Raw genomic sequence first — 22,206 nt, 5'->3', positions numbered from 1 at the left:
CAGATCAATTTTCCGCTATTTCCTCATCAGTTCCTTCAACTCGTACAACTGATTGATGGCGTCGCGGGGACTCAGTCCATCCAGGTCCAGCGCCATGAGGGCTTCTTCCACTGCGCTTGGCTCGATGCTCGCAAACATATCCCCCTGGTACACGGGGTCGCTGACCTGCTTTGTAACCTTGCCACGGGGCGATTCACTCTGCTTATCGCTGGAGGCGCCTGCCGGTGACACAGGTGTTGCGCTGCCTTCCAGATGAGAAAGCTGGGCCTTGGCGTTGCGGATTACATCCTGGGGCACACCGGCAAGCTTGGCCACCTGGAGCCCGTAACTCTGGCTGGCCGGGCCATCGTGAACGTTGTGCAGGAACACGATGCTGTCGTCGTGCTCGGTGGCTGTCAGGTGCACGTTCACCGCGTGTTGCAGCTCATCCGCCAGTTGCGTGAGCTCGAAATAGTGAGTGGCAAACAGGGTGTAGCAACGGATTTCCCGGGCCAGGTGCTCGGCAGTGGCCCAGGCCAGTGACAGGCCATCGAAGGTGCTGGTACCGCGACCCACTTCATCCATCAACACCAGGCTGTGTTCGGTGGCATTGTGAAGAATGTTGGCGGTTTCGGTCATCTCCACCATGAAGGTGGATCGGCCACCGGCGATATCGTCCGAGGCCCCCATACGGGTGAAAATCCTGTCCACCGGGCCTAGCACCGCACGATTGGCGGGTACAAAACTGCCGGTATAGGCGAGCAGGGCAATCAGCGCGGCCTGGCGCATGTAGGTGGACTTACCGCCCATGTTCGGGCCGGTAATTACCAGCATGCGCCGCTGGGCATCCATCAGCAGATCGTTGGGCACGAAGGGTTCGTCCAGCAACTGCTCCACCACCGGATGCCGGCCTTCCTCGATATCGAAGCCGGTGGATTCACTGAATTCCGGGGCCGAGAAGCGCAACGAAGTGGCCCGCTCCGCGAAGTTGCTCAGTACATCCAGTTCTGCCAGTGCCTGGGCGGCATCCTGCAGCGGCGCCAGCTCCCCGGCTACTGTTTCGAGAACATTGTCATAAAGCCCTTTCTCTCGTGCCAGGGCACGGCTTTTGGCGCTCAGGGCCTTATCTTCGAATTCTTTGAGTTCCGGGGTGATAAAACGCTCGGCGTTTTTCAGGGTCTGTCGGCGGATGTAATCTACCGGGGCCTGACCGGACTGGGCCCGGCTGATTTCAATGTAATAGCCGTGAACCCGGTTGTAACCCACTTTCAGAGTGCTGATTCCGGTACGTTCGCGTTCACGGGTTTCGACATCCAGCAGGTATTGGCCGGCGTTCTCGCTGATGTTGCGCAGTTCGTCCAGTTCCTCGTCGAACCCTTCCCGGATGACGCCGCCTTCCCGAATAACCACGGGTGGGTTTTCAATGATGGCCCGTTCCAGTAGATCCGCCAGTTCCGGGTATTCGCCGATGGTGGTAGCGAGTTTGACGATGTGGTGCGAGTTCACCGGTTTCAGGGTTTCCTGCAGATCCGGCAGGGCCTGAAAGGCATCTCGCAGGCGGGCCAGGTCCCGCGGGCGGGCGGAGCGCAGCGCAACCCGGGCCAGTACCCGTTCGATATCGCCCACTTTTTTCAGTAAATCGTGCACCGGCTCGTAATGAAACCCATCGAGCAGTGCCGAGACTGCCTGCTGGCGCTGGCGGACGGTGTCTACCTCCCGCAGCGGCCGGTTCAGCCAGCGCCGGAGTTCCCGCCCACCCATGGAGGTTGCCGTGCGGTCCATCACCCAGGCCAGGGTGTACTGATGGCCGCCCATCAGGTTGGTGTCGATCTCAAGGTTACGGCGACTGGCGGCATCCATTATGACGGCTTCATCCCGCCGTTCGCGGGTAAGCTTGCGAATGTGGGGCAGGGCGGTGCGCTGGGTTTCCCTGGCGTACTGCAGCAAACAACCAGCGGCACATACGGCGAGATCGAGATCCTCGCATCCAAAGCCGGTCAGGTCCCGGACCTGAAGTTGCTGGGTAATCACCCGGCGGGCGGTATCGGGTTCAAACAGCCAGGGGCCCTGGCGACGGATTCCGGTGAAGCCTTCCAGCACTTCCTGATAGGGAAAATCCTCGCTGATCAGGATCTCTGCTGGTCGCAGCCGTTGGAGCTCGCCCTGCAGCGCTTCCAGGTTTTCCAGTTCCGAGACGGTAAAACGACCGCTGGAAATATCCAGCGAGGCAAAGCCGAACTGTTCCCGGTGGTTATAGATGGCCACCAGCAGGTTGTCTCGGCGGTCTTCCAGGTAGGCATCATCACTCAGTGTGCCCGGTGTGACTATCCGCACCACCTGGCGATCAACCGGCCCCTTGCTGGTAGCCGGGTCGCCGATCTGCTCACAGATGGCGATGGATTGACCTGCCCGGACCAGCCGGGCAATGTAGCCTTCAGACGAGTGATAGGGGATGCCCGCCATGGGGATCGGATTGCCCCCTGACTGGCCGCGGGCGGTCAGGGTAATGTCCATCAGCTCGGCTGCTTTCTTGGCGTCTTCGTAGAAGAGCTCGTAGAAATCCCCCATACGGTAGAACACCAGTTCACTGGGGTGCTGGCCCTTGATCTTCAGGTATTGCTGCATCATTGGTGTGTGCTTGGAAAGATCGGTCTGAGCTGCTGACATGGACGGGTCCGGATTGCCTTGCTTTGGGTGAAGGCGTGAATTGTAAGAAAATAACGGCTCTGATGAAACGAAGGAGGTCATTATGCTGGCCAGCGATCACGAATTGGAAGAGGCGGGTAACCGCCTCGGTGAACGGCTGCTGCAATTGGGGCGTACCGTTGCTACCGCCGAAAGCTGTACCGGAGGCTGGGTGGCCAAGGTTCTGACCGACCGGGCCGGCTCGTCCGGTTATGTGCTGGGTGGCCTGGTAACTTACAGCAACAAAGCCAAGCAGGACCTGTTGGGAGTGACCCGGAAGTCGCTGGATGAACATGGCGCGGTCAGCGAGCCGGTCGTGCGGGAAATGGTTGCTGGCGCCCTTGCGGCCACTGGCGCCAATATTGCCGTTGCCATCAGCGGCGTGGCGGGCCCCGGCGGGGGTAGTGAGGAAAAGCCCGTTGGCACTGTCTGGTTCGCCTGGGGCAGCAGTCCGGCCAGTACCGTAGCCGTGATCAAGCGCTTTGACGGCGATAGGGACCAGGTCAGGCGACAGGCTGTTCTCTTTGCTCTTCAGGGGGTTAACGGGTTTGTCGATGAACTCTGACGGCTTTCACATCAAGAGGGGTTGGTCTCCCTTGCCGGTTATGTTTTAATACTGTTCAAATATACAGGGAATTGACTGGTAACGCTGTACAGATTCCCGGTTCACAATTCCGCTATCGGGGTGTTTAACGGCTTCGGTGGCCAAGGCGACAGAGGGTTTTGCACTGATGGAAGACAACCGCAAGAAAGCATTGAGCGCAGCACTGGGCCAAATCGAGCGCCAATTCGGTAAAGGCGCCGTGATGAAAATGGGCGACCAGCCCCGTGAAGCCATTCCTGCAGTCTCCACCGGCTCCCTCGGGCTGGATGTCGCCCTGGGTATTGGCGGCCTGCCTTACGGTCGTATCTGTGAGATCTACGGTCCAGAAAGCTCCGGTAAAACCACATTGACCCTGCAGGTGATTGCCGAGGCCCAGAAGGCCGGTAAAACCTGCGCCTTCGTGGATGCTGAGCATGCTCTGGACCCGATCTACGCCGAAAAGCTGGGCGTCAACGTAGACGAACTGCTGGTGTCCCAGCCGGATACCGGTGAACAGGCACTGGAAATCTGCGATATGCTGGTTCGTTCCAATGCGGTAGACGTGATCATCGTCGACTCCGTTGCCGCCCTGACGCCAAAAGCGGAAATCGAAGGCGAAATGGGCGATAGCCACGTGGGCCTTCAGGCACGACTGATGTCCCAAGCGTTGCGTAAGCTGACAGGTAACGTCAAGCACGCCAACTGCCTGTTGATCTTCATCAACCAGATCCGTATGAAAATCGGTGTCATGTTCGGCTCTCCCGAAACCACCACCGGCGGTAACGCCCTGAAGTTCTATGCCTCTGTTCGCCTGGACATCCGCCGTATTGGCTCGGTGAAAGACGGCGATGAGGTAGTCGGTAACGAGACCCGGGTAAAAGTGGTCAAGAACAAGGTCTCCCCGCCGTTCAAGCAGGCCGAGTTCCAGATCATGTATGGCAAGGGCATCTACCACATGGCCGAAGTGCTCGATATGGGTGTGAAAGAAGGCTTTGTCGACAAGTCCGGCGCCTGGTACGCCTACAAGGGCGACAAGATTGGCCAGGGCAAGGCGAACGCCTGCAAGTTCCTGGAAGAAAATCTGGACATTGCCAAGGAAATTGAAGCTGCAGTGCGGGACAAGCTGATGCCGAAACCAGTCTCTAAAAAAGAGGCTGCTGAGGCGCCGGCGGAAGCCAACGGCGAGTTGCTTTAAACCTTCCCGGGGGGAAGGTGAATGGACGGCAGGGGTGAATTCCAGCCTGCCGTACCATTGCTTTCCTCGTTCGCGCGCTTCTTTCCAGGTATCAGCTTTTTATCCAGCTCGTTCCGGAAGTAACCCGGCTCAGCGCCAATGTCGATCTCCAGGCGCTTGAGATATTCCTCGCCACCAGCCTGCTGGAGCTGGCTTCTGATCCAGCTCCGATATTTCATTCGGCTGTAAAACTCATGTAGTTTTTCAAGATTGCGATAACTCATCGACTTTCCCTCCTTACGCTGTCTAGACATACTAACCAGAGCCCTTTGCAAGGTATCGGTCCAGATCGTTTAAAAACTCCCGTTACAGATCGCCATTTGTCGCTTCTGTGCTGCTCTAAATAACAAGCGACTGTGCTCGCCTGTTGCGTCTGGTTAAAGCTGGCTTTGAGTACAGTATTGAGTCTGTCGGGCTGGAACTTGGGAGGAGGCTGGTGGCAGAATGAATTTTTACCTGATGAATGCCAGGGTTGATTGCTCCGAAGTTACAGGTGGGATGCAGTATGGACGCAAAAAAGAAATTGCTGATTGTTGCTCATGCGCCTTCCCCGAATACCCTCAAGCTGCGGGAAGCGGCAGAGCAGGGTGCCCACCACGAAGACATCGAAAACGTTGAGGTAAAGGTTCTGGCGCCATTGGATGCCGGCCCCGAGGACGTTCTTGCCTGCGACGCCATCATTTTGGGGACCACCGAAAACCTGGGGTATATGAGCGGTGCGCTGAAGGACTTCTTTGATCGCAGCTACTATCCCTGCCTGGAGAAAACTCAGGGCCTGCCCTTTGCCTACTACATCCGGGCAGGACATGACGGTACAGGGACCAATCGGGCCATTGAAAGCATTACCACGGGGCTGCGCTGGAAGCAGATCCAGGAGCCCCTGATCTGCCGGGGTGAGTATCGGGATGAGTTCGAAGATCAGTGCAGGGAGCTGGGAATGTACGTGGCGGCCAGCCTGGATGCCGGGCTGGTGTAAGGGCGAGAGCTCGGCTCAGCTGGCAAACCGGTTGTAAAAGCCCTCAATCCGGGACAGGGCGTTGTCGACAGTTCGTGAATACCCCTTCTTGTCCAGACAATAGCTGAACTGGACGCTCACGCGGTAGCCGGTCTGGTAGGGCTGGCAATCCACCACCCGGGCGCAAACCCGCGATTCGCTGATGTATTTGCCGTCAAAATCCATAAAGAGCCGGGCGCCCGGATCCACTGGTCTGGGGCACAGTATTGCCATGCCGTAGCGGTTTAGATCCAGGCAGGTGACGGGTGTGGCGGGCTTGCCACGCCCAAAAAAGCCGTGCTTCCGAAGTTGAACCTTCAGGCAGGAAGCGGGATAACGATCCTTGATTCTGCGGTCTGCGGAATCAGTGGTCATACGCTGGCATCCATTGCGTGCATTGTTTTTGTTTCCGGGAGATGAAGTGTAGTTTCGGAACAACTGCCTGAAAAATGAACGCCGGCAAAACTGTGAACTGACTAACAAATTTCTGCGCATTTTGCGCAACTCCAGAAATCTGCTCGCTGAACGCGACAGGGCCGACCGCAGAATCTACAATGACCGGCCAATGAGTCAACCGTTACAGGACCGAACCTTGAAGTCACTGTCCCTGCATCAGCTTTACAAAGCCTGTGTTCTGAAAGATCTGCCATTCAAAACTACCAAGCAACTGGAGCCTCTGGCCGAAATCGTGGGCCAGAACCGTGCCCAGGAAGCTGTGCGTTTTGCGCTGGCCATGCCCCATGGCGGTTACAACGTGTACGCCGTGGGCCGAAATGGCCTGGGTAAGCGCACCATGATGCTGCGGTACCTGGAGCATCATTTGGATACCGATCAGCAGAGCCATGACTGGTGCTACGTAGCCAACTTCGAGGAACCCCGTATTCCGAAGCTGTTGCAGCTTCCGGCGGGCAAGGGTACCCAGCTCAAGCAGGATATGGAAAAACTGATGAGTCGCCTGGTCAAGGTGATTCCCCAGACCTTCGACAGCGACAGTTTCCTTGAGCGCTCGGAACAGCTGAAGAATGAATACGTCAAGAAACAGGAAGATGAGCTGGAAAAAGTGGCCGCCCAGGCCAAGCGCAAAAAAGTCAGCCTGACCGTGACCACCCCCGGCGGTTACCGGCTGGTTGCCATGAACGGAGATGAGCCTCATACCGCGGAATCCTTCCAGGCGCTGACCGATGAGCAGCGTGACAAGTTTGAAGACACCATCAACAAGCTGGAGAAAAAGCTTCGGCAGGCTCTGCGTAAGCTCGCGGACTGGGAACAGGAATACGCTGATAAGCAGCAGGCGCTGAACCAGGAGACCCTGGAGAGCATTTCCGGCCACCAGATTGATGAACTGATCGAGAAGTACAAGGATCTTCCCGACGTTGTTGCCTTTTTTGAGGCGGTCCGGGCAGATCTGGTGGAGAACCTCGAGATTTTCCTGGACGATAACGAGGAGCAGGCGGCGATTGCCTACGCGTCCCTCGATAAGAAGATGCCCCGCCGGTACCTGGTGAACGTGCTGGTGCACCAGAAAACCAACGAGGTTCCCATGGTGGTTGAGGACAATCCCACCTACCATAACCTGTTCGGGTATGTGGAAAACGTGACCTACAAGGGCACGGTGTTTACGGACTTCTCCCTGATCCGGCCGGGCAGTCTGCATCGGGCCAACGGTGGTTACCTGTTGATGGATGCCATCAAGGTGTTGGAGCAGCCATTCGTGTGGGATGGACTGAAGCGAGCCCTGCGCTCGAAATCGATACAGATTAATTCCCTGGAACGTGAGTTGACTCTTTCCGGCACGATTTCCATTGAACCGGAATCGGTCCCGCTGGACGTTAAAATTGTCCTGTTTGGTGATCGCGAGACCTGGATGCTGCTGCAGGAGTACGACTCAGAATTTGCCGAGCTGTTCCGGGTAACGGCGGATTTCGAGAACGAGATGTACCGCTCTGATGACAGCCAGTTGCTGTACGCCAAGTTCATTGCCAGCCTGGTGAGCGAGAAAAAACTGCTGCACTGCTCAAACAAGGCGGTCGCCCGGGTAATTGAGCACAGTGCTCGTATGGCGGAGCATCAGGACCGTTTGTCTCTGCATGCGGCGGATATCGCCAATCTTTTGAGGGAATCAGATTTCTGGGCCCGGCAGGCAGGGGCACGGCTGATCCAGGATATTCATGTTGAACGGGCCCTGGAAAGCGCCAAATATCGGGATAGCCGGATCCGCGACCAGTTCTATGATTCCATTCGTGATGGCACCACACTCGTAACTACGGGTGGAACCTGCGTTGGCCAGGTGAACGCGTTGTCAGTGTTGTCCACAGGCGGGTTTGAATTCGGACTTTCCAACCGCGTGACTGCGACCTGCTATTATGGAGATGGCGCGGTGATGGATATTGAGCGCGATGTGAAGCTCGGAGGCAACCTTCACTCCAAGGGCGTGATGATCCTGAGTTCCTGGCTGGCGTCCCATTTTGCGGTTAACGACCCGATGCATCTGTCGGCCAGTCTGACCTTCGAGCAAAACTACGGCGAGGTGGATGGCGACAGTGCCTCTCTTGCCGAGCTATGCGCGCTGGTATCTTCCCTGTCCGGCATTCCGGTCCGTCAGGATCTGGCGATCACCGGATCCGTAAACCAGTTTGGTGAGGTTCAGCCCATTGGCGGCGTGAACGAGAAAGTGGAAGGCTTTTTTACAACCTGCCAGCTCAAAGGCGGGCTCTCAGGTACCCAGGGCGTGATCGTGCCAGCCACGAACGTGCAGAATCTGATGCTCGACAGCGAATTGGTGCAGGCTGTGCGCGAAGGCCGGTTTGCGGTGTATTCGGTTGGCCGTGTTGAAGAGGCTATTACTCTGCTGCTGGGTAGGCCCGCTGGCAAGGCTGATGACAAAGGCAGGTACCCGAAGCAGAGTGTTTTTGGCATTATCCAACAACGACTTGAAAAAATGCGGGAACACGAGCGACAGGAACATGCACGTGATGATCACAAAGACCCGTCAATTCACTGACCGGCAATCATAAGAAAACGGACAGGAGAGAACACACCCATGACTGATATCCAGCAAACCGTATACGTCGTAGAGGACGATGAAGCAGTCCGCGACTCCCTGGAACTGCTGCTGAAATCCGACGGCAAGCCGGTCAAGCCCTATGAGAGTGCGACGGCTTTCCTGAAGGATTATTCCGACAAGATGGCGGGCTGTATTGTGCTGGATATCCGCATGCCCGGTATGGACGGCATGGAGCTGCAGAAGAAGCTGAACGAAAAGCACTCCATCCTGCCGATTATTTTCGTAACCGGGCACGGCGATGTGCCCATGGCGGTTGACGCCATGAAAGAAGGGGCTGTGGACTTTATCCAGAAACCCTACCGGGAAGAGGCGCTGCTGGAAAAAATCGAAGCGGCGCTGAAGCAGGACCTGGAACAGCGCAAATCCCTGGATGAGAAGCAGGAGATTATCCGCCGTATCAAGAGTCTGACCCCCAGGGAGCACGAGATCATGGACCGGATGATTGCCGGCCAGGCCAACAAGGTGATTGCCATTGAGTTGGAAATCAGCCAGCGCACAGTAGAGATTCACCGTTCCCGTGTTATGCACAAGATGGGCACCCATTCCCTGGCACATCTGGTTCGTATGGTCCTGTCCGTAAAGGACCTTATCGACGCACGGTGATCTCGTCGGCATCATACGGTTACGTTTTTAACCGGCCTTGAATATATGACTGAATCTGTCAGCGAGAACTCGGAGGTGACGGTTCTGCTTGTGGATGACAATCCACAGAACCTCAAAGTCCTCTATGAGACCCTGAAAGACAAAGGTTACCGGCTGCTGATTGCCAATGAAGGCGAAAAGGCCCTCGACCTTGCCCACCGCCACCAGCCTGAAGTGATTCTTCTGGACATCATGATGCCGGAGATGGACGGCTATGAGGTTTGTGAACGACTCAAAGCCGATCCGGAAACGACGGATTGTGCCGTGGTGTTCCTTTCCGCTCTCGATGATCTGCAGGCCAAGGTTAAAGGCTTCTCCCTCGGTGGAGCTGACTACATTTCCAAGCCGTTCCAGTCCCAGGAAGTGATTGCCCGGGTGAAAACCCATGCCTCGGTTATCCGCCTTGAAAGAGAGCTCCAAGCCCGTAACCGGGAGCTCCAGAGTGATCAGGCCCGCATTCTGAATTCCATCAGCGAGGGCATTTACGGCCTTGATGAGCAAGGCGTTATCGAGTTTGCCAACCCAGCTGCGGCGCTGATTGTCGGCTGCCCGGTGGAAGAGCTGATCGGCCGAAACTTCTTCGAATCCCATTTCGCCACCGCGGCGGACAACCCGGAAGGCCTGCCAGTAAAAGCAACCTGCCAGCAGGGTGTTGCCGAAAATCAGCGGAATATCCGTATGCTTCGGGCGGACGGAACCGGCTTTCCGGCGGAGTATCGCTCGACCCCCAAGCTGGATGGAGACGAGCTTCACGGGGCCGTTGTGGTGTTTCGGGACATCACTGCCGAGCTGGATAATGAAAAGGCTCTGGAAGAGGCGCGGCAACTGGTTCAGGAACAGCGCGACCAGCTGGCCCATACCTCGCGCCTGACCACCATGGGTGAAATGGCTGCGGGCGTTGCCCATGAGGTCAATCAGCCGCTGACGGCAATCACCAACTATGCCCGGGTTGCCAAGCGGATGATGGCGAAAGAGTCGGCGGATATGGGGCTGCTACAGGAGACCCTGGACAAGATCGAAGCCCAGTCCCACCGCGCCAGCGAGATCATTCGGCGAATACGGCGGTTCATGAAGAAGCCGGCAACTGGCAAGGAAGTGCTTTCGGTATCCGCGCTGCTGGAGGACACCCGGCAGTTTGCCGAAGTGGATATGCGCAATAACAAGGGTGCCATAGTAGTTTTGGTGCCAGAGGATATGCCAGATGTTCTGGCTGACCCCGTTCAGGTACAACAGGTTGCTCTGAATCTGATCCGGAATGCCCTCGAAGCGACCAGTAGCGTGGATTCAACGGCTCCGGTCGAGGTATCAGCCAGCCTTCAGGGTGATACCTGTGTGCGAATCCAGGTGCGGGACCAAGGAGTTGGCTTGCCAGATGGCGCCGAGGAAAAACTGTTCCTGCCGTTTTTCACCACCAAGGATGATGGCATGGGCATTGGCCTCTCAACCTGCCGCTCCCTGATTCAGGCCCAGGGCGGAGACATCGGTTTCTTACGCCCCGAAGATGGCGGCGCCTGTTTTTACTTCACCCTTCCGGTAGCCGGTGCCCAGGGTTCACCCTGCGCAGCGGAAGACGAGGCTTCTCGGAGTTAGAGGAAGCCCCCGGGGTCAGAGCCAGTCGATGCGACCGCTCAGATGTGGCGCATCGCCTTTCGCATTCAGTACCTGGTAGTCCCATCCGTTGCCCCCCGCTTGCCAGTTCAATTGGGCTGTGCCCGGCAGGAACAGTGGTTTCTTGAACTGGCAGCTGACCCTTAGGGCGCCCGGGCGCCAACCTTCCTGTTGTTCCAATAATGCCAGTGCGTGGGCCTTGGTCCACATGCCGTGGGCGATTGCCTGGGGAAAACCGAAGACCTTGGCGCTCAGGGCATGCATGTGAATCGGGTTGCTGTCTCCGGACACACGGGCATACTGCCGGCCAATGGATTCTTCCGCCTTCAGGCTCAGTGTGTTGGGATAGCGTTCCAGTTCAGGCGGGGCTTTTCGGCCAGGCGATTTCTCATCATCTTGTGGTTGCCGGAACAGGGTCGTGCTCGCTTCCTCCCAGACCAGTTTGCCTGCCGAGCGGGCCTCGGTGATGAGATCGAACTCCACCCCACGGCTACTCTTTACCGAATTTCCCAGACGTACGCTGATATCCAGGTTTTCGCCGGCGCCGATTGGCCGGTGCTGGGTAATGGTGTTTCTCAGGTGCACCAGGCCGAGTAGCGGCAAGGGAAAGTGCTTCTCGGTCAGTAGTTTGAGGTGCAGGGGGAAGGCCAGTACATGGGGCCAGGTGAGCGGTAAGTGGGTGTGCGGAGTGAACCCGCAAACCTTTTGGTAGCGTTTCAGGTTATCGCCGCCGGTGCTCACGCCCAGCAGGCTGGCAGACAATTCCGGGATAGTAATGTCACCACCACTCTGTGTCTGCTTCGCCAGCAGTGCCTTGCCGTAAAGCGGCAGCAATGACGGTGGTGATTTGTGGTAAACGAGAGTCTCTGGCATTGGTCGTTCTCCTTCACATCCTGTGTCGATCACGGTCAGTATGGCATTACCGTGATGGAAAGTTTTGTCGCGCAGGTCATGCCGATTTTTACAAACTGGTACAACTGTGTGTTTGTGGCCTGATATGCTCTAATATAAGACGATTGTCTAACAGGGTGCTGTTTTCAGGCCCCATAAGTCTGGCAAACCCGGCCAGATCAGGCATTGACCTGGCGTGCTCCGGCAATTGTCCGGCCGGTCAAAGTAGTAGTAATCCAATAAAAAAGCGGGATCTTATGCAGGAACTTCGTGACGCGGGAGTGATGTTACGCCTCATCTTTGAGGCGATGAAAAAGAAGGGAATCAACACCAATGCCATCTTCAGCCGTCTGGGTGTGGATGAGAATTACGTTTATACCGAACAGCTTCGAACCCCCCATAGTGCCCAGATGTACTTCTGGCAGGCCGTTGAAGACGTCTCCGGCGATCCGGATGTCGGGTTGCACCTTGGGCAACTGTTGCCCGCCTACAAAGGCCAGGTACTGGAATATCTTTTTCTGAGCAGCCCGACCTTTGGGGAAGGATTGCGGCGAGCGCAGAATTATCAGCGGTTGCTGAGCGATGCCGCCAATACGGATTTCTTCATTGAAGGTGACGACGCCTGCATGGTTCTGGACGCTGCGTCTGGTGATGTCCGCCGGCTACGGCATTTCAACGAATGCTTCGTGCAGGGTCTGATCACCTTTTTCCGCTCCATCACCGATGATAGTTTCCATCCCTCACGAATCGAGTTTGAGCACGAACGGGCCGAAGGCCAGGATCATGTGAGGGAAGTACTCGGCTGTGACGTCTCCTTCGGTGCTGAAGAGAATCGCCTGTACTTTCCTGCTACCTTGTTGTCCCATGCGTCGCCTCATGCCGAACCTGAGCTTCTGGACCTCCATGAGCGATTTGCCAGCGAGCAGGTGGCCCGGCTTGAAAAGAAAGATATTGTCGGGCAGGTGGAACGGATTGTGGCTGAGCTTCTGGACAGCGGCGTGGTAACTCTGGATGCGGTGGCCGAGCGTTTAGGCATCAAGCCGCGAACCCTTCGTACCCGCCTGACAGAAGCCGAAACCAGTTTTAACCAGGTGTTGGCTGATTTCCGTTACCGGCTGGCGCGTCAACTGCTGGCAACCACTGACGAATCCATCGATGAAATCGTGTATCTCACCGGCTTCTCGGAGCCGAGCACTTTCTATCGGGCTTTCAAGCGCTGGTCGAGTATGACCCCCATCGAGTATCGCAAAACCGCACAGGGCAAGGATGCCATGATTGATGCCATGTAACGGCGCGCGGCTTCTGAACTTTTTTCAGAAAAAGCGTTGACATAACGGGGCGCCTCTTTATAATGCGCCCTCGTTGTCACCGAGCAGTCACACCCTTGATTGCACTGCCTTGAACAGGCAAGACGTGATGACTAACGCGGAGCGGTAGTTCAGCTGGTTAGAATACCGGCCTGTCACGCCGGGGGTCGCGGGTTCGAGTCCCGTCCGCTCCGCCATTTTTCCCCTCCTGTTTTTCGTTTAACCTGCTAGCGTGTCATTTTCCTGTCATACATCCGCTCTAGTCTGTTTTCTGATTCAGAACACAGGATAATAACCATGCGGGATTATGAAGAAGAATTGATTGAAAGCCAGTTCGAGGAATATGAAGACGATGCCGGCTGGGACGATGCCACTGAACTCTAGTAGCTGCTGATCTGTTTTCGGTGCTCCCCGGGGCTCAGGCCGAACCAACGCCGATAGGCCTTGTGAAATGCCGCCGGGTTGGCGAATCCCAAAAGCCAGGCAATCTCTGACATTGATGTGCCGGTCTCCCGGATGTAGTCCCGGGCTAGCTGTTTTCGTGTCTCATCCACCAGCTCCCTGAATCCCGTTCCCTCTGCGGCAAGTTGCCTTTGCAGTGTCCACGGCGCAATGCCAAGTTTCATGGCAATGGTCCCCAGGTTGGGCGTTTCTCCCCGGAACAGAGGGGTAAGAAGGTTCTTTACCCGGTCTCCGGTTGTCCAGCCACGCCGGATCTGCTGCATCTCCCGCTCGCAAATTCCAGACAGTTTTTCGTGCATTGCCGGCTGCGCTTGCAGGCTCGGGCTTTCCCAGACATCCCGGCGGACAGTGAGGCTGTTTGTTGGTGCTCCGAAGTGTACCGGGCAGCGAAACCAGCTTTCGAACAACTCATCCAGGCCGATGGCCGGGTATTCGATGGTGACCTTTTCCAGAACCTCATACCGGCCGGTTACGTTGCGGAGGAACTGAGTCCAGGCTGCCAGCACCGAATCCACCACAAAATAGTTGAAGCCGTTGTAGGGGCGAATCGAGTAAAACTGCACCTGTCGAGTGTCCGGTTTGATGGTCGGACTTCCGCGGCTGTTCCTGCTGGTCAGCAGGGCGTAACGGATCAGCGTGCTGATGGCGGCGCCAGCGGTGCAGGCAGTTTCCCCGGCAAGCCCGGCGATGCCAGCATCGACAGGTCGTGACAGCGCACCCATACGTAACCCCAGAGCCGGATTGCCGGTTTCACTGATTGCTGCGTGCCCAAGGCGCATGAAGCGAGGGATGCTGATGCGTGCGGCGGATGAGGTCAGTGTCTGCCGGTCAAGCTGGAAGCGGGATGCCAGTTCCGTGGTATCTGCCCCCTCCGCTGCGGCAGCCCGCATCAGTACGGAAACGTAGAGAACACTGATGTCTCCGAGGGCATTACGGGTTTGCCGGGCGTCTGTCGATTTTGAGTTCATTAAAGCCTTTGTCGGACATGTTATCCAAAGATAACAAAATGTTATTCCGGGATATTGTTGATAGCAAGGCACACCGGTAATTTAGGTCTCAATAATGAGCAGGGCTCTGCAAGCCCGCCGATGATCACGATGAGGAGACAGAATATGACCACAAGCACGACTCCGGGCGTTGCCAAATACCCCAACCTGCTTGAGCCGCTGGACCTTGGGTTTACCAAGCTGCGTAACCGTACGCTGATGGGTTCCATGCATACAGGGCTTGAGGAGGCCAGAAACGGATTCGAACGCCTGGCGGCTTTCTATGGGGAGCGCGCCCGTGGTGGTGCCGGCCTGATTGTCACCGGCGGTATCGCGCCCAATGTTGAAGGCGGGGTATTCCAGCATGCGGCCAAGATGACCACCGAGGAGGAATCCGACAAGCACAGGATCATTACCGATGCGGTGCATGGTGCCGACGGCAAGATCTGTATGCAGATTCTTCATGCCGGCCGCTACGCCTATTCCCCGGAACTGGTCGCGCCTTCCGCCATTCAGGCACCGATTAACCCGTTCAAGCCGAAGGAGTTGGATGAGGCAGGCATTGAAAAGCAGATTCAGGCCTATGCCGACTGTGCCGCCCTGGCCCAGAGAGCCGGATACGACGGCGTTGAGGTCATGGGTTCGGAAGGTTATTTCATTAACCAGTTCATCGTCTCCCATACCAACCACCGGACCGATCGTTGGGGTGGCAGCTACGAGAATCGTATCCGCCTGCCCATCGAAATCGTGCGCCGGGTGCGCGAGCGGGTGGGCGAGAACTTTATCCTGATTTACCGCCTCTCCATGCTGGATCTGATTGAAGACGGCAGCACCTGGGAAGAGGTTGTTCAACTGGCCAAGGAAATCGAGAAGGCTGGCGCCACCATCATCAATACCGGTATCGGCTGGCACGAGGCCCGGGTGCCCACGATTGCTACGTCGGTTCCCCGAGGTGCCTTTACCAAGGTGACGGCGCGCCTGAAAGGCGAAGTGAGCATTCCGCTGGTAACCACAAACCGGATCAACATGCCGGACGTGGCCGAGAAGATTCTGGCTGAAGGCGACGCCGATATGGTGTCCATGGCTCGCCCGTTCCTTGCCGATGCGGATTTGGTCCTGAAAGCTGCGGAAGATCGCGCCGATGAGATCAACACCTGTATTGGCTGCAACCAGGCCTGTCTTGACCACACTTTCAGCGGCAAGCTGACCTCGTGCCTGGTCAATCCCCGGGCCTGCCACGAGACCGAACTGACATACGTTAAAACAGCTGCGCCAAAATCCATTGCAGTGGTTGGTGCCGGGCCTGCTGGCCTGGCCTTTGCCACTGTGGCTGCGGAACGTGGCCACAAGGTAACCCTGTTTGATTCCGGCAGTGAAATCGGAGGCCAGTTTAACGTTGCCAAGCTGATTCCGGGCAAGGAAGAGTTTTTTGAAACCCTTCGCTACTTCCGGGTCATGCTGGACAAGCATCGGGTGGAGGTGCGGTTGAACACCCGGGTCAGTGCCGACGATCTCAAGGCGGGCGGCTTTGACGAGGTGATTCTGGCTACTGGCGTCAAGCCGCGGACTCCGGATATCGAAGGAATTGATCACCCGAAGGTGATTGGCTATCTGGATGCTCTTCTTGAGCGCAAACCGGTTGGCCAGAAGGTGGCGGTTATCGGCGCCGGCGGAATCGGCTTCGATGTCTCCGAGTTTATCGTTCACAAGGGGACCTCTGCGGCGCTGGACACCGAGCATTTCATGCGTGAATGGGGAGTCGATCTGAGCGTTGAGCATCGCGGCGGCATCCAGGGTGTTACACCAGAGGTTCCCGAACCTGCCAGGAAGGTTTACCTGCTCCAGCGTAAGGCCTCCAAGGTAGGTAAAAATCTCGGCAAGACTACGGGCTGGATTCACCGTACCTCTTTGAAGAATCGTGAGGTCCAGATGGTCCCCGGGGTAACCTACCGCAAGATTGATGACGAAGGGCTTCATATCACGGTTACTCCGAAGGGGGCCGAGCAGGGTGAGGACAGGGTGTTGCCCGTGGATACCATTATCGTGTGTGCAGGGCAGGAGCCGTTGCGCGAACTGCAGGCGGACCTGGAGGCGGCCGGCCTGCCGGTTCATCTGATTGGTGGCTCGGATGTCGCGGCAGAGCTGGATGCCAAGCGGGCCATTGATCAGGGAAGTCGTCTGGCTGCGGAGCTATAAGCCCGGGCACGATCACAAAATGTTGCAGTTTTTCCCTGTGCAGCAAGGATTGTCTGGCTAGACTATTGGGTTTGAGTCAGTCGAATCTTTGAATCGTGGGAGTCAGCAATGGTGTCTGCCGACCAGGCAACCGACGGATATTCGGCGGTATTTTTCATGGAGGGGGGCCAGGTGGCGCGGGAGATGCGTGCCAGCGAATTCGGCGCCTTTCTGGACGGCTATGTGGGCCTGTCCGATCTCGCCGAAACCGAAGTCAGGGCCGTTCTGGTCGAGCTGACCGGTGATCTTCTCGTGCAGGCTCTGGTTTTCTTCCGCATCTGGTTTGATGAAGAAGGCCGGGCAGACAGCCACTGGAACGTGCCCATTGAGGAGTTGGCGGGGCGTGGTGCCAAGGGGCCGGACATGGGTGGTGGCGCTATCCGCCTTGTTTGCCGCAGCCAATGCCCCGATCCCCAATACAAGGAAGATCTGTGGGACCCGGACATGACGCCGGGGAACAACCACTTCCAGGCGATCCGTAAGGCGGTCGAGGCCAATAACCTCAAACTCCGCAAGATTGAACCGGTTCAGGAGGAGAATATTCCGGTTCTGAATGCGGAGTCTGAGGATTCTGGCGATACGGAAGAGGCATCCTCTGCAGTGAATCGCTCCCGCCTGGCGCAACTCATTCGGGAGCAGCGCCTGCGGATCAAGACACTGCAAAGCGTCCACCGGGATTCCCTGTCAGATATTCAGCGGGAGCATCGGCTGGAAATGCAGGGCCTGCGCAGTGAAATGGCAACTCTTGAGCAGAAATATGAGCGCCAGCGCCTTAGCAATGAGCAGCTCAAGAAGCGTCTGTCGGAACGTAATGAGCAATACCTGACCATGCAGGAGCAGATGGCCTCGGGCGGTGAGGACAAGCAGCGGGACGATGCCAATGCAGATGCAGAGTTGGTGCTGCTGCGGGAGCAGCTTGAGCGCCGGCAGCGGGAGCTGGAGCTGCGGGACGAAAAGATCGTTGCTCTTGAACAGGAGAATCACGAGCTTCGACATCGTGAGCCGGCTGAAAACTCCATCCTCGACCACCTCAAACGCCAGTCCGTGTTTCTGGTGGCCTATCATCCCGGCGTAGGGCATGTAACGCTGCCCTACGGCGACATCGAAACCTACTTCAACAATCCCACCGCCTACGCGACTGACCGCTGTGGCATGAATGAGCCGGCCTACCGGGAATGGCTGGAGCATTACGAAAACCCGGTCTGCAAACACAAGGGAAAAGGTGGCAAACTCTGTGAAGAGCCCATCCTTCGGGTAAGCCAGCCGGCGGAGTTCCGCCCGGGGACTGATGACCGCTGCGAGAAACACCAGGCCTGAGTACGGGAAGTTTTTTCAGTATCGGGGTGACTTTCGTTAAACTGTACGCCAGATTGTCACGGGGGTAACGGATTCGTTCGGCCCCGCCGCATCCCGAGACCACAGGAAACTTCATGGATCAGTTCAGGAACATTGGTGTGATTGGCCGGATGGGCAGCGTTAAAGTGGTTGAATCACTGCGCCAGCTCAAACAGTATCTGATCGCCAATCACTACCACGTTATTCTCGAGGAAGACACGGCCAGTATGCTGCCCGGTCACGGCTTGCAGGTGGCGAGCAAAAAACTGCTGGGCGAAATCTGTGATCTGGTGATCGTGGTGGGCGGTGACGGCAGCCTGCTGGGTGCCGCACGGGAACTGGCTAAGTCCAAGATTCCACTGCTTGGGGTAAATCGTGGCCGGCTGGGTTTTCTGACCGATATTTCACCGGCTGATCTGGAAGAGCGCCTGGGCAAAGTGCTGCAGGGCGAATACATGGAGGAAACCCGTTTTCTTCTGGATGGCAATGTCGAGCGAAACGGTCAACCCCTCGGCTTTGGTACTGCGCTGAATGATGTCGTTCTTCACCCGGGAAAATCCACCCGGATGATCGGCTTTGATCTGTTTATTGATGGCCACTTTGTCTACAGCCAGCGCTCGGACGGCCTGATTGTCTCCACGCCCACGGGATCGACCGCCTACTCGCTGTCGGCGGGCGGGCCGATCATGCATCCGAAACTGGATGCCATTGTTCTGGTGCCGATGTTCCCCCACACTCTGAGCAGCCGGCCGATTGTGGTCGACGGCAAGAGTGAGATCAAACTGGTGATCGGAGAGACCAACGAAACCTACCCGCAAATCAGTTTTGATGGGCAGATGAACATTGCCTGTGCGCCGGGCGACATCATCCGCATCACCAAAAAGCCGTTCAAGATCCGGCTGATCCATCCCACCGATCACAATTTCTACGCCACCTGCCGTGACAAGCTTGGCTGGGCTAGCGAAATATCAGCGAGTTGAACATGGCTGGAAACAGACAAACCGCAAATCGCGGTTATGACATCATTGGCGATATTCACGGCTGTGCGAACACGCTCGCCAGGCTTCTGGACCAGATGGGCTATCGCAAGGTCAACGGCGTTTACCAGCACCCGCGCCGGCAGGCCATTTTTATTGGCGATATCATTGATCGGGGGCCCCGTATCCGGGAAGCGCTGCACCTTGTCAGAGACATGGTAGAACACGGCTCGGCCCGGATTGTCATGGGCAACCACGAGTACAATGCTCTGGGCTACTGCACCCGTGCCCGGCCGGGCAGTAACAGGAAGTGGTTGCGGGAACATAACGCCCGTCATGACCGCCTGATCAAGGAGACTCTTGATCAGTTTGAAGCTTACCCGCACGAGTGGAACGAGTTTCTTGAATGGTTTTACACCATTCCCCTGTTCATTGAGGATGAGAGTTTTCGGGCGGTTCACGCCTGTTGGGACGGCGACCTGATCGAAAAATTCAAGCGGGTGCAGGGTGGTGCCTGTATTGATGAGGATTTTCTGCACGCCTCTGCGGCCATTGAATCTTTCGCCGGGCAGGTGATGGATACCCTTCTCCGTGGCACCGATCTCCGGTTGCCCGAGGGCATGTCAATTACCGGAAAGGACGGCTATGTCCGCGAGTTTTTCCGCACCAAGTTCTGGGCGGATGATCCCCACACTTATGCAGATGTGGTGTTCCAACCGGACCCACTGCCGCCGGAAGTGGCGCGCCGTGTGTTAACAGAGAACGAGCGAAAGCAGTTGATCAGCTATCCCCTGGATGCACCGCCGGTCTTCGTCGGGCATTACTGGATGGAGGGTGAGCCGGCGCCGCTCAAGTCCAATGTGGCCTGTATTGATTTCAGCGCCGTGAAGTACGGCCGGTTGGTGGCCTACCGGATGGACGGAGAGCGGGCACTTTCCCGGGACAAGTTTGTCTGGGTAGAGGTGGAACGGCCTGAGCAGCCGGATTATCCCACCAGTGAAGACAGTGTCGCACGCTAGCCCGTATAGCAGGGCCCAACTAATCCCGGAGGCGGAGTAAACGGTGTACCGAGTCAAACAGGTGGATACCACAGTGAATCTGGCCGGCTTCAGCCGCTGGCTGAACGGGCAGGGTGTTGCTCATCGGATTACCGAGGAGGGTGGTTTTCAGGTGATCTGGCTGGAAGATCCGGCCCACGCTGAGCCGGTGCTTGCAGCTCTTGATCGCTTCATGGCGGAACCGCAACTCAGAGATGCGGTAGATCGCCAGAGCCGGTCGCCGGTTTTTGTTGGTGGGCGGTGGCAACCTTCGCCTCGCCATGCGCCATTGGTTCTGGGCATCATCGGCTTTGCAGTGATTATGGTCTGGTTCACGGCCATGGGTCAGAATGAACTGGCCGCCACGCTGATGATGATTGATCCGCGTGATTATGACTGGAGCACCATGGCCGGTCGTATTGAAGCCTTGTCAGCGACTCTCGCCAGCGGCCAGGTGTGGCGTCTGCTGACTCCGGATTTTCTGCACTTCAGTTGGACCCATATAATTTTCAACTCGGTGATGCTCTGGTTTCTTGGCAGTCAGATTGAATGGTTTGACGGGCGGGGGCGGCTGATTACCCTGTTCCTGGTAACCAGCGTGGTCTCCAACGGGTTGCAGTACTTTGTTTCCGGGCCTCTTTTTGGCGGGCTGTCTGGTGTTGTCTACGGGATTCTGGGTTACTGCTGGCTGAGCCAGCGGTCTGCGCCACGGTTCCAGTTTCCGCCGGCATTGGTAACCTTCGCCGTGGTGTGGATGGTAATCGGTTTTACCGCGCTTCCTGAAATGCTCGGACTCGGTCGTATGGCAAATGAAGCCCATCTGGGGGGATTTGTCGCGGGATTGGCCCTTGCGGTGATTTTGCCCGTAAGGATGAGGCGCGGAGCATAAAAAAGCCCCGCCAGAGGCGGGGCATGAAAAGAGCTGTAAGCTCCTGATGAGAGAGACCAAATGATACGACCGTCGTCATTTGGTGAAGTAATGATAATCATTATCGTTTGGTTCTGTCAAACGATTCCGCCACTTTTTTACGAACGTTTTTTCAGGAGAGCGGGATGACATACGAAGAATTGATTGACCGGCTGGATCCTAGTGTATACCGGAGTCTCCGGCAGTCCATTGAGCTCGGTAAATGGCCTGACGGCCGCAAGCTGACTCCTGAGCAGCGGGAAATCAGCCTGGAGGCAGTCATCTATTACGAAAACCTGCACAATATTCCCGAAAAGGAGCGTGTCGGTTACCTCGACAGAGGCAGTAAGGCGGGAACCGCCTGTGATCCTTCCGTACAGCGTAATCAGGGTAATGGCGACGTAGACCCGGATCAGTTTGTTGAGGTCAAGTCTTGAGCGAACCCATAGATGTAACCGGCCGGCTTCGTAAGATGCCGGCAGAGGCGGGAGAGCCGGTGGCCTACACCATTGCCGTCGGCGATACCCGTATTCCCCTGAACGAGCTGATTGGCAAACCTTTGCGGTTTGATTTCAACGGCATCATCCGTTGTATCCACTGCGACCGTACCACCAAAAAGAGTTTTAGCCAGGGGTTCTGCTATCCCTGTTTTCGCAAGCTTGCCGCCTGCGACAGTTGCATCATGAGTCCGGAAAAGTGCCATTATCATCTGGGCACCTGTCGTGAGCCGGAGTGGGGCGAGACCCACTGTATGGTGGAGCACGTGGTTTACCTCGCGAACTCGTCTGGCCTCAAGGTGGGCATCACCCGGGCCTCCCAGGTGCCCACCCGCTGGATTGATCAGGGCGCGGTAGATGCGATTCCCATGGTGAGGGTTGCGACCCGATACATCGCGGGGTTGGTGGAAGTTGCCTGCAAGGCCCACGTTGCTGACCGAACCAACTGGCGAGCGATGCTCAAAGGCGACGTACCGACGCTGTCCCTGGGGGACGAGCGCCGGAGAATTCTGGGGCTGATTGCCGGCGATCTTGAAGTACTGAGAGAAGCCCACGGCCAGGAGTCTATCCGTGAGGTGGATGAGCAGGGGCTCGCCCTCAGCTACCCCGTTGAGGTCTGGCCAGAGAAGATCAAAGCCCATAACCTCGACAAAACGCCGGAAGTTGAAGGCGTTCTTGAAGGCATCAAGGGTCAGTACCTTATTCTTGATACCGGTGTAATCAACATCAGGAAGTTCACCGGTTATGAAGTCCGTTTCCGGGTCGTGGAGAGCTGAATAACTC

Annotated in this window: 19 protein-coding genes and 1 tRNA gene; 15 read left to right on the top strand and 5 right to left on the bottom strand. The window is 56.8% G+C overall.

The genetic code is table 11. The features are described 5' to 3' along the window. Nucleotides 1–15: 15 nt before the first annotated feature. Nucleotides 16–2,646, bottom strand: a complete 2,631-nt coding sequence (gene mutS, locus CLH62_RS15225; protein WP_099619048.1) for a DNA mismatch repair protein MutS — start codon at nucleotides 2,644–2,646, stop codon at nucleotides 16–18. An 82-nt stretch (nucleotides 2,647–2,728) separates the two neighbouring features. Between mutS and pncC the strand changes: the two genes are divergently transcribed. Beyond that, nucleotides 2,729–3,229 (top strand): nicotinamide-nucleotide amidase, encoded by a 501-nt coding sequence (gene pncC, locus CLH62_RS15220; protein ID WP_099619047.1) that lies wholly within the window; start codon nucleotides 2,729–2,731, stop codon nucleotides 3,227–3,229. A 166-nt stretch (nucleotides 3,230–3,395) separates the two neighbouring features. Continuing rightward, nucleotides 3,396–4,442: a recombinase RecA gene (recA, locus tag CLH62_RS15215; RefSeq protein WP_099619046.1), complete on the top strand. Its 1,047-nt coding sequence runs from the start codon at nucleotides 3,396–3,398 to the stop codon at nucleotides 4,440–4,442. Here the strand turns inward: recA and CLH62_RS15210 are convergent. Continuing rightward, a complete protein-coding gene (locus CLH62_RS15210; RefSeq protein ID WP_099619045.1) occupies nucleotides 4,439–4,705 on the bottom strand; it encodes a hypothetical protein in 267 nt (88 codons plus the stop codon). The two genes, recA and CLH62_RS15210, sit on opposite strands and share 4 nt — an antisense overlap. A gap of 281 nt (nucleotides 4,706–4,986) precedes the next feature. Here CLH62_RS15210 and CLH62_RS15205 point away from each other — a divergent pair, with 281 nt between their 5' ends. Next, nucleotides 4,987–5,457 carry a flavodoxin family protein gene (locus CLH62_RS15205; RefSeq protein ID WP_099619044.1) on the top strand — a complete coding sequence of 157 codons (471 nt, stop codon included), beginning with the start codon at nucleotides 4,987–4,989 and terminating at the stop codon, nucleotides 5,455–5,457. Between the two features lie 15 nt (nucleotides 5,458–5,472). Here CLH62_RS15205 and CLH62_RS15200 read toward each other — a convergent pair whose 3' ends face one another. Next, nucleotides 5,473–5,850 carry a PilZ domain-containing protein gene (locus tag CLH62_RS15200; RefSeq protein ID WP_099619043.1) on the bottom strand — a complete coding sequence of 126 codons (378 nt, stop codon included), beginning with the start codon at nucleotides 5,848–5,850 and terminating at the stop codon, nucleotides 5,473–5,475. Nucleotides 5,851–6,067: 217 nt separating this feature from the next. On the opposite strand from CLH62_RS15200, the gene CLH62_RS15195 reads away from it, so the two are divergent. Genes CLH62_RS15195 through CLH62_RS15185 form a run of 3 tightly spaced genes read left to right on the top strand, consistent with a single transcriptional unit; the run spans nucleotide 6,068 to nucleotide 10,771 of the window. After that, nucleotides 6,068–8,476 (top strand): Lon protease family protein, encoded by a 2,409-nt coding sequence (locus CLH62_RS15195; RefSeq protein ID WP_099619042.1) that lies wholly within the window; start codon nucleotides 6,068–6,070, stop codon nucleotides 8,474–8,476. Between the two features lie 39 nt (nucleotides 8,477–8,515). Next, entirely contained in the window at nucleotides 8,516–9,142 is a 627-nt protein-coding gene (fixJ, locus tag CLH62_RS15190) for a response regulator FixJ (protein ID WP_099619041.1), read from the top strand. Nucleotides 9,143–9,187: 45 nt separating this feature from the next. After that, on the top strand, nucleotides 9,188–10,771 hold the full coding sequence (locus tag CLH62_RS15185; RefSeq protein WP_099619040.1) for an ATP-binding response regulator: 1,584 nt from the start codon (nucleotides 9,188–9,190) through the stop codon (nucleotides 10,769–10,771). A 15-nt stretch (nucleotides 10,772–10,786) separates the two neighbouring features. Here the strand turns inward: CLH62_RS15185 and CLH62_RS15180 are convergent, their stop codons facing one another. Then, a complete protein-coding gene (locus tag CLH62_RS15180; RefSeq protein ID WP_099619039.1) occupies nucleotides 10,787–11,662 on the bottom strand; it encodes a MaoC/PaaZ C-terminal domain-containing protein in 876 nt (291 codons plus the stop codon). Between the two features lie 275 nt (nucleotides 11,663–11,937). Between CLH62_RS15180 and CLH62_RS15175 the strand changes: the two genes are divergently transcribed. Together CLH62_RS15175 and CLH62_RS15170 are read left to right on the top strand one after the other, a co-directional pair. Further along, the gene (locus CLH62_RS15175; RefSeq protein WP_099619038.1) at nucleotides 11,938–12,969 is read left to right on the top strand and encodes an AraC family transcriptional regulator; all 1,032 of its coding nucleotides are present in this window, start codon (nucleotides 11,938–11,940) and stop codon (nucleotides 12,967–12,969) included. Nucleotides 12,970–13,107: 138 nt separating this feature from the next. Continuing rightward, nucleotides 13,108–13,184: transfer RNA gene (locus CLH62_RS15170), tRNA-Asp, on the top strand. Between the two features lie 183 nt (nucleotides 13,185–13,367). Here CLH62_RS15170 and CLH62_RS15165 read toward each other — a convergent pair. After that, complete coding sequence (locus CLH62_RS15165) at nucleotides 13,368–14,417, bottom strand: AraC family transcriptional regulator (protein ID WP_099619037.1); 1,050 nt, start codon at nucleotides 14,415–14,417, stop codon at nucleotides 13,368–13,370. Between the two features lie 144 nt (nucleotides 14,418–14,561). Here CLH62_RS15165 and CLH62_RS15160 point away from each other — a divergent pair, with 144 nt between their 5' ends. From CLH62_RS15160 to CLH62_RS15130, 7 genes are all read left to right on the top strand, one after another. Then, complete coding sequence (locus CLH62_RS15160) at nucleotides 14,562–16,631, top strand: NADPH-dependent 2,4-dienoyl-CoA reductase (protein ID WP_099619036.1); 2,070 nt, start codon at nucleotides 14,562–14,564, stop codon at nucleotides 16,629–16,631. A 108-nt stretch (nucleotides 16,632–16,739) separates the two neighbouring features. Beyond that, nucleotides 16,740–17,987, top strand: coding sequence for a DNA repair protein (locus tag CLH62_RS15155; RefSeq protein ID WP_099619035.1), 1,248 nt, complete (start codon nucleotides 16,740–16,742; stop codon nucleotides 17,985–17,987). A 113-nt stretch (nucleotides 17,988–18,100) separates the two neighbouring features. Further along, nucleotides 18,101–18,985 (top strand): NAD(+) kinase, encoded by an 885-nt coding sequence (locus CLH62_RS15150; protein WP_099619034.1) that lies wholly within the window; start codon nucleotides 18,101–18,103, stop codon nucleotides 18,983–18,985. Nucleotides 18,986–18,987: 2 nt separating this feature from the next. Continuing rightward, nucleotides 18,988–20,001 (top strand): metallophosphoesterase, encoded by a 1,014-nt coding sequence (locus CLH62_RS15145; protein ID WP_099619033.1) that lies wholly within the window; start codon nucleotides 18,988–18,990, stop codon nucleotides 19,999–20,001. Nucleotides 20,002–20,044: 43 nt separating this feature from the next. Beyond that, nucleotides 20,045–20,908 (top strand): rhomboid family intramembrane serine protease, encoded by an 864-nt coding sequence (locus CLH62_RS15140; RefSeq protein ID WP_099619032.1) that lies wholly within the window; start codon nucleotides 20,045–20,047, stop codon nucleotides 20,906–20,908. 164 nt (nucleotides 20,909–21,072) lie between these two features. Next, on the top strand, nucleotides 21,073–21,363 hold the full coding sequence (locus CLH62_RS15135; protein ID WP_099619031.1) for a YeaC family protein: 291 nt from the start codon (nucleotides 21,073–21,075) through the stop codon (nucleotides 21,361–21,363). Next, nucleotides 21,360–22,199 (top strand): DUF2797 domain-containing protein, encoded by an 840-nt coding sequence (locus tag CLH62_RS15130; RefSeq protein WP_099619030.1) that lies wholly within the window; start codon nucleotides 21,360–21,362, stop codon nucleotides 22,197–22,199. Before CLH62_RS15135 ends, CLH62_RS15130 begins: the two co-directional genes overlap by 4 nt. Nucleotides 22,200–22,206: the final 7 nt, after the last annotated feature.

The sequence above is a fragment of the Marinobacter guineae genome, assembly GCF_002744735.1.
Taxonomy (GTDB): Bacteria; Pseudomonadota; Gammaproteobacteria; order Pseudomonadales; family Oleiphilaceae; genus Marinobacter; species Marinobacter guineae.
Note: the sequence above shows the minus strand (reverse complement) of the source record. Positions and strands in the feature narration are given on the sequence as shown.

What these genes read in the sequence shown, in the direction of transcription:
- mutS (WP_099619048.1), bottom strand. Translation starts at nt 2,646, where the DNA reads ATGTCAGCAGCTCAGACCGATCTTTCCAAGCACACACCAATGATGCAG.
- pncC (WP_099619047.1), top strand. Translation starts at nt 2,729, where the DNA reads ATGCTGGCCAGCGATCACGAATTGGAAGAGGCGGGTAACCGCCTCGGT.
- recA (WP_099619046.1), top strand. Translation starts at nt 3,396, where the DNA reads ATGGAAGACAACCGCAAGAAAGCATTGAGCGCAGCACTGGGCCAAATC.
- CLH62_RS15210 (WP_099619045.1), bottom strand. Translation starts at nt 4,705, where the DNA reads ATGAGTTATCGCAATCTTGAAAAACTACATGAGTTTTACAGCCGAATG.
- CLH62_RS15205 (WP_099619044.1), top strand. Translation starts at nt 4,987, where the DNA reads ATGGACGCAAAAAAGAAATTGCTGATTGTTGCTCATGCGCCTTCCCCG.
- CLH62_RS15200 (WP_099619043.1), bottom strand. Translation starts at nt 5,850, where the DNA reads ATGACCACTGATTCCGCAGACCGCAGAATCAAGGATCGTTATCCCGCT.
- fixJ (WP_099619041.1), top strand. Translation starts at nt 8,516, where the DNA reads ATGACTGATATCCAGCAAACCGTATACGTCGTAGAGGACGATGAAGCA.
- CLH62_RS15185 (WP_099619040.1), top strand. Translation starts at nt 9,188, where the DNA reads ATGACTGAATCTGTCAGCGAGAACTCGGAGGTGACGGTTCTGCTTGTG.
- CLH62_RS15180 (WP_099619039.1), bottom strand. Translation starts at nt 11,662, where the DNA reads ATGCCAGAGACTCTCGTTTACCACAAATCACCACCGTCATTGCTGCCG.
- CLH62_RS15175 (WP_099619038.1), top strand. Translation starts at nt 11,938, where the DNA reads ATGCAGGAACTTCGTGACGCGGGAGTGATGTTACGCCTCATCTTTGAG.
- CLH62_RS15165 (WP_099619037.1), bottom strand. Translation starts at nt 14,417, where the DNA reads ATGAACTCAAAATCGACAGACGCCCGGCAAACCCGTAATGCCCTCGGA.
- CLH62_RS15160 (WP_099619036.1), top strand. Translation starts at nt 14,562, where the DNA reads ATGACCACAAGCACGACTCCGGGCGTTGCCAAATACCCCAACCTGCTT.
- CLH62_RS15155 (WP_099619035.1), top strand. Translation starts at nt 16,740, where the DNA reads ATGGTGTCTGCCGACCAGGCAACCGACGGATATTCGGCGGTATTTTTC.
- CLH62_RS15150 (WP_099619034.1), top strand. Translation starts at nt 18,101, where the DNA reads ATGGATCAGTTCAGGAACATTGGTGTGATTGGCCGGATGGGCAGCGTT.
- CLH62_RS15145 (WP_099619033.1), top strand. Translation starts at nt 18,988, where the DNA reads ATGGCTGGAAACAGACAAACCGCAAATCGCGGTTATGACATCATTGGC.
- CLH62_RS15135 (WP_099619031.1), top strand. Translation starts at nt 21,073, where the DNA reads ATGACATACGAAGAATTGATTGACCGGCTGGATCCTAGTGTATACCGG.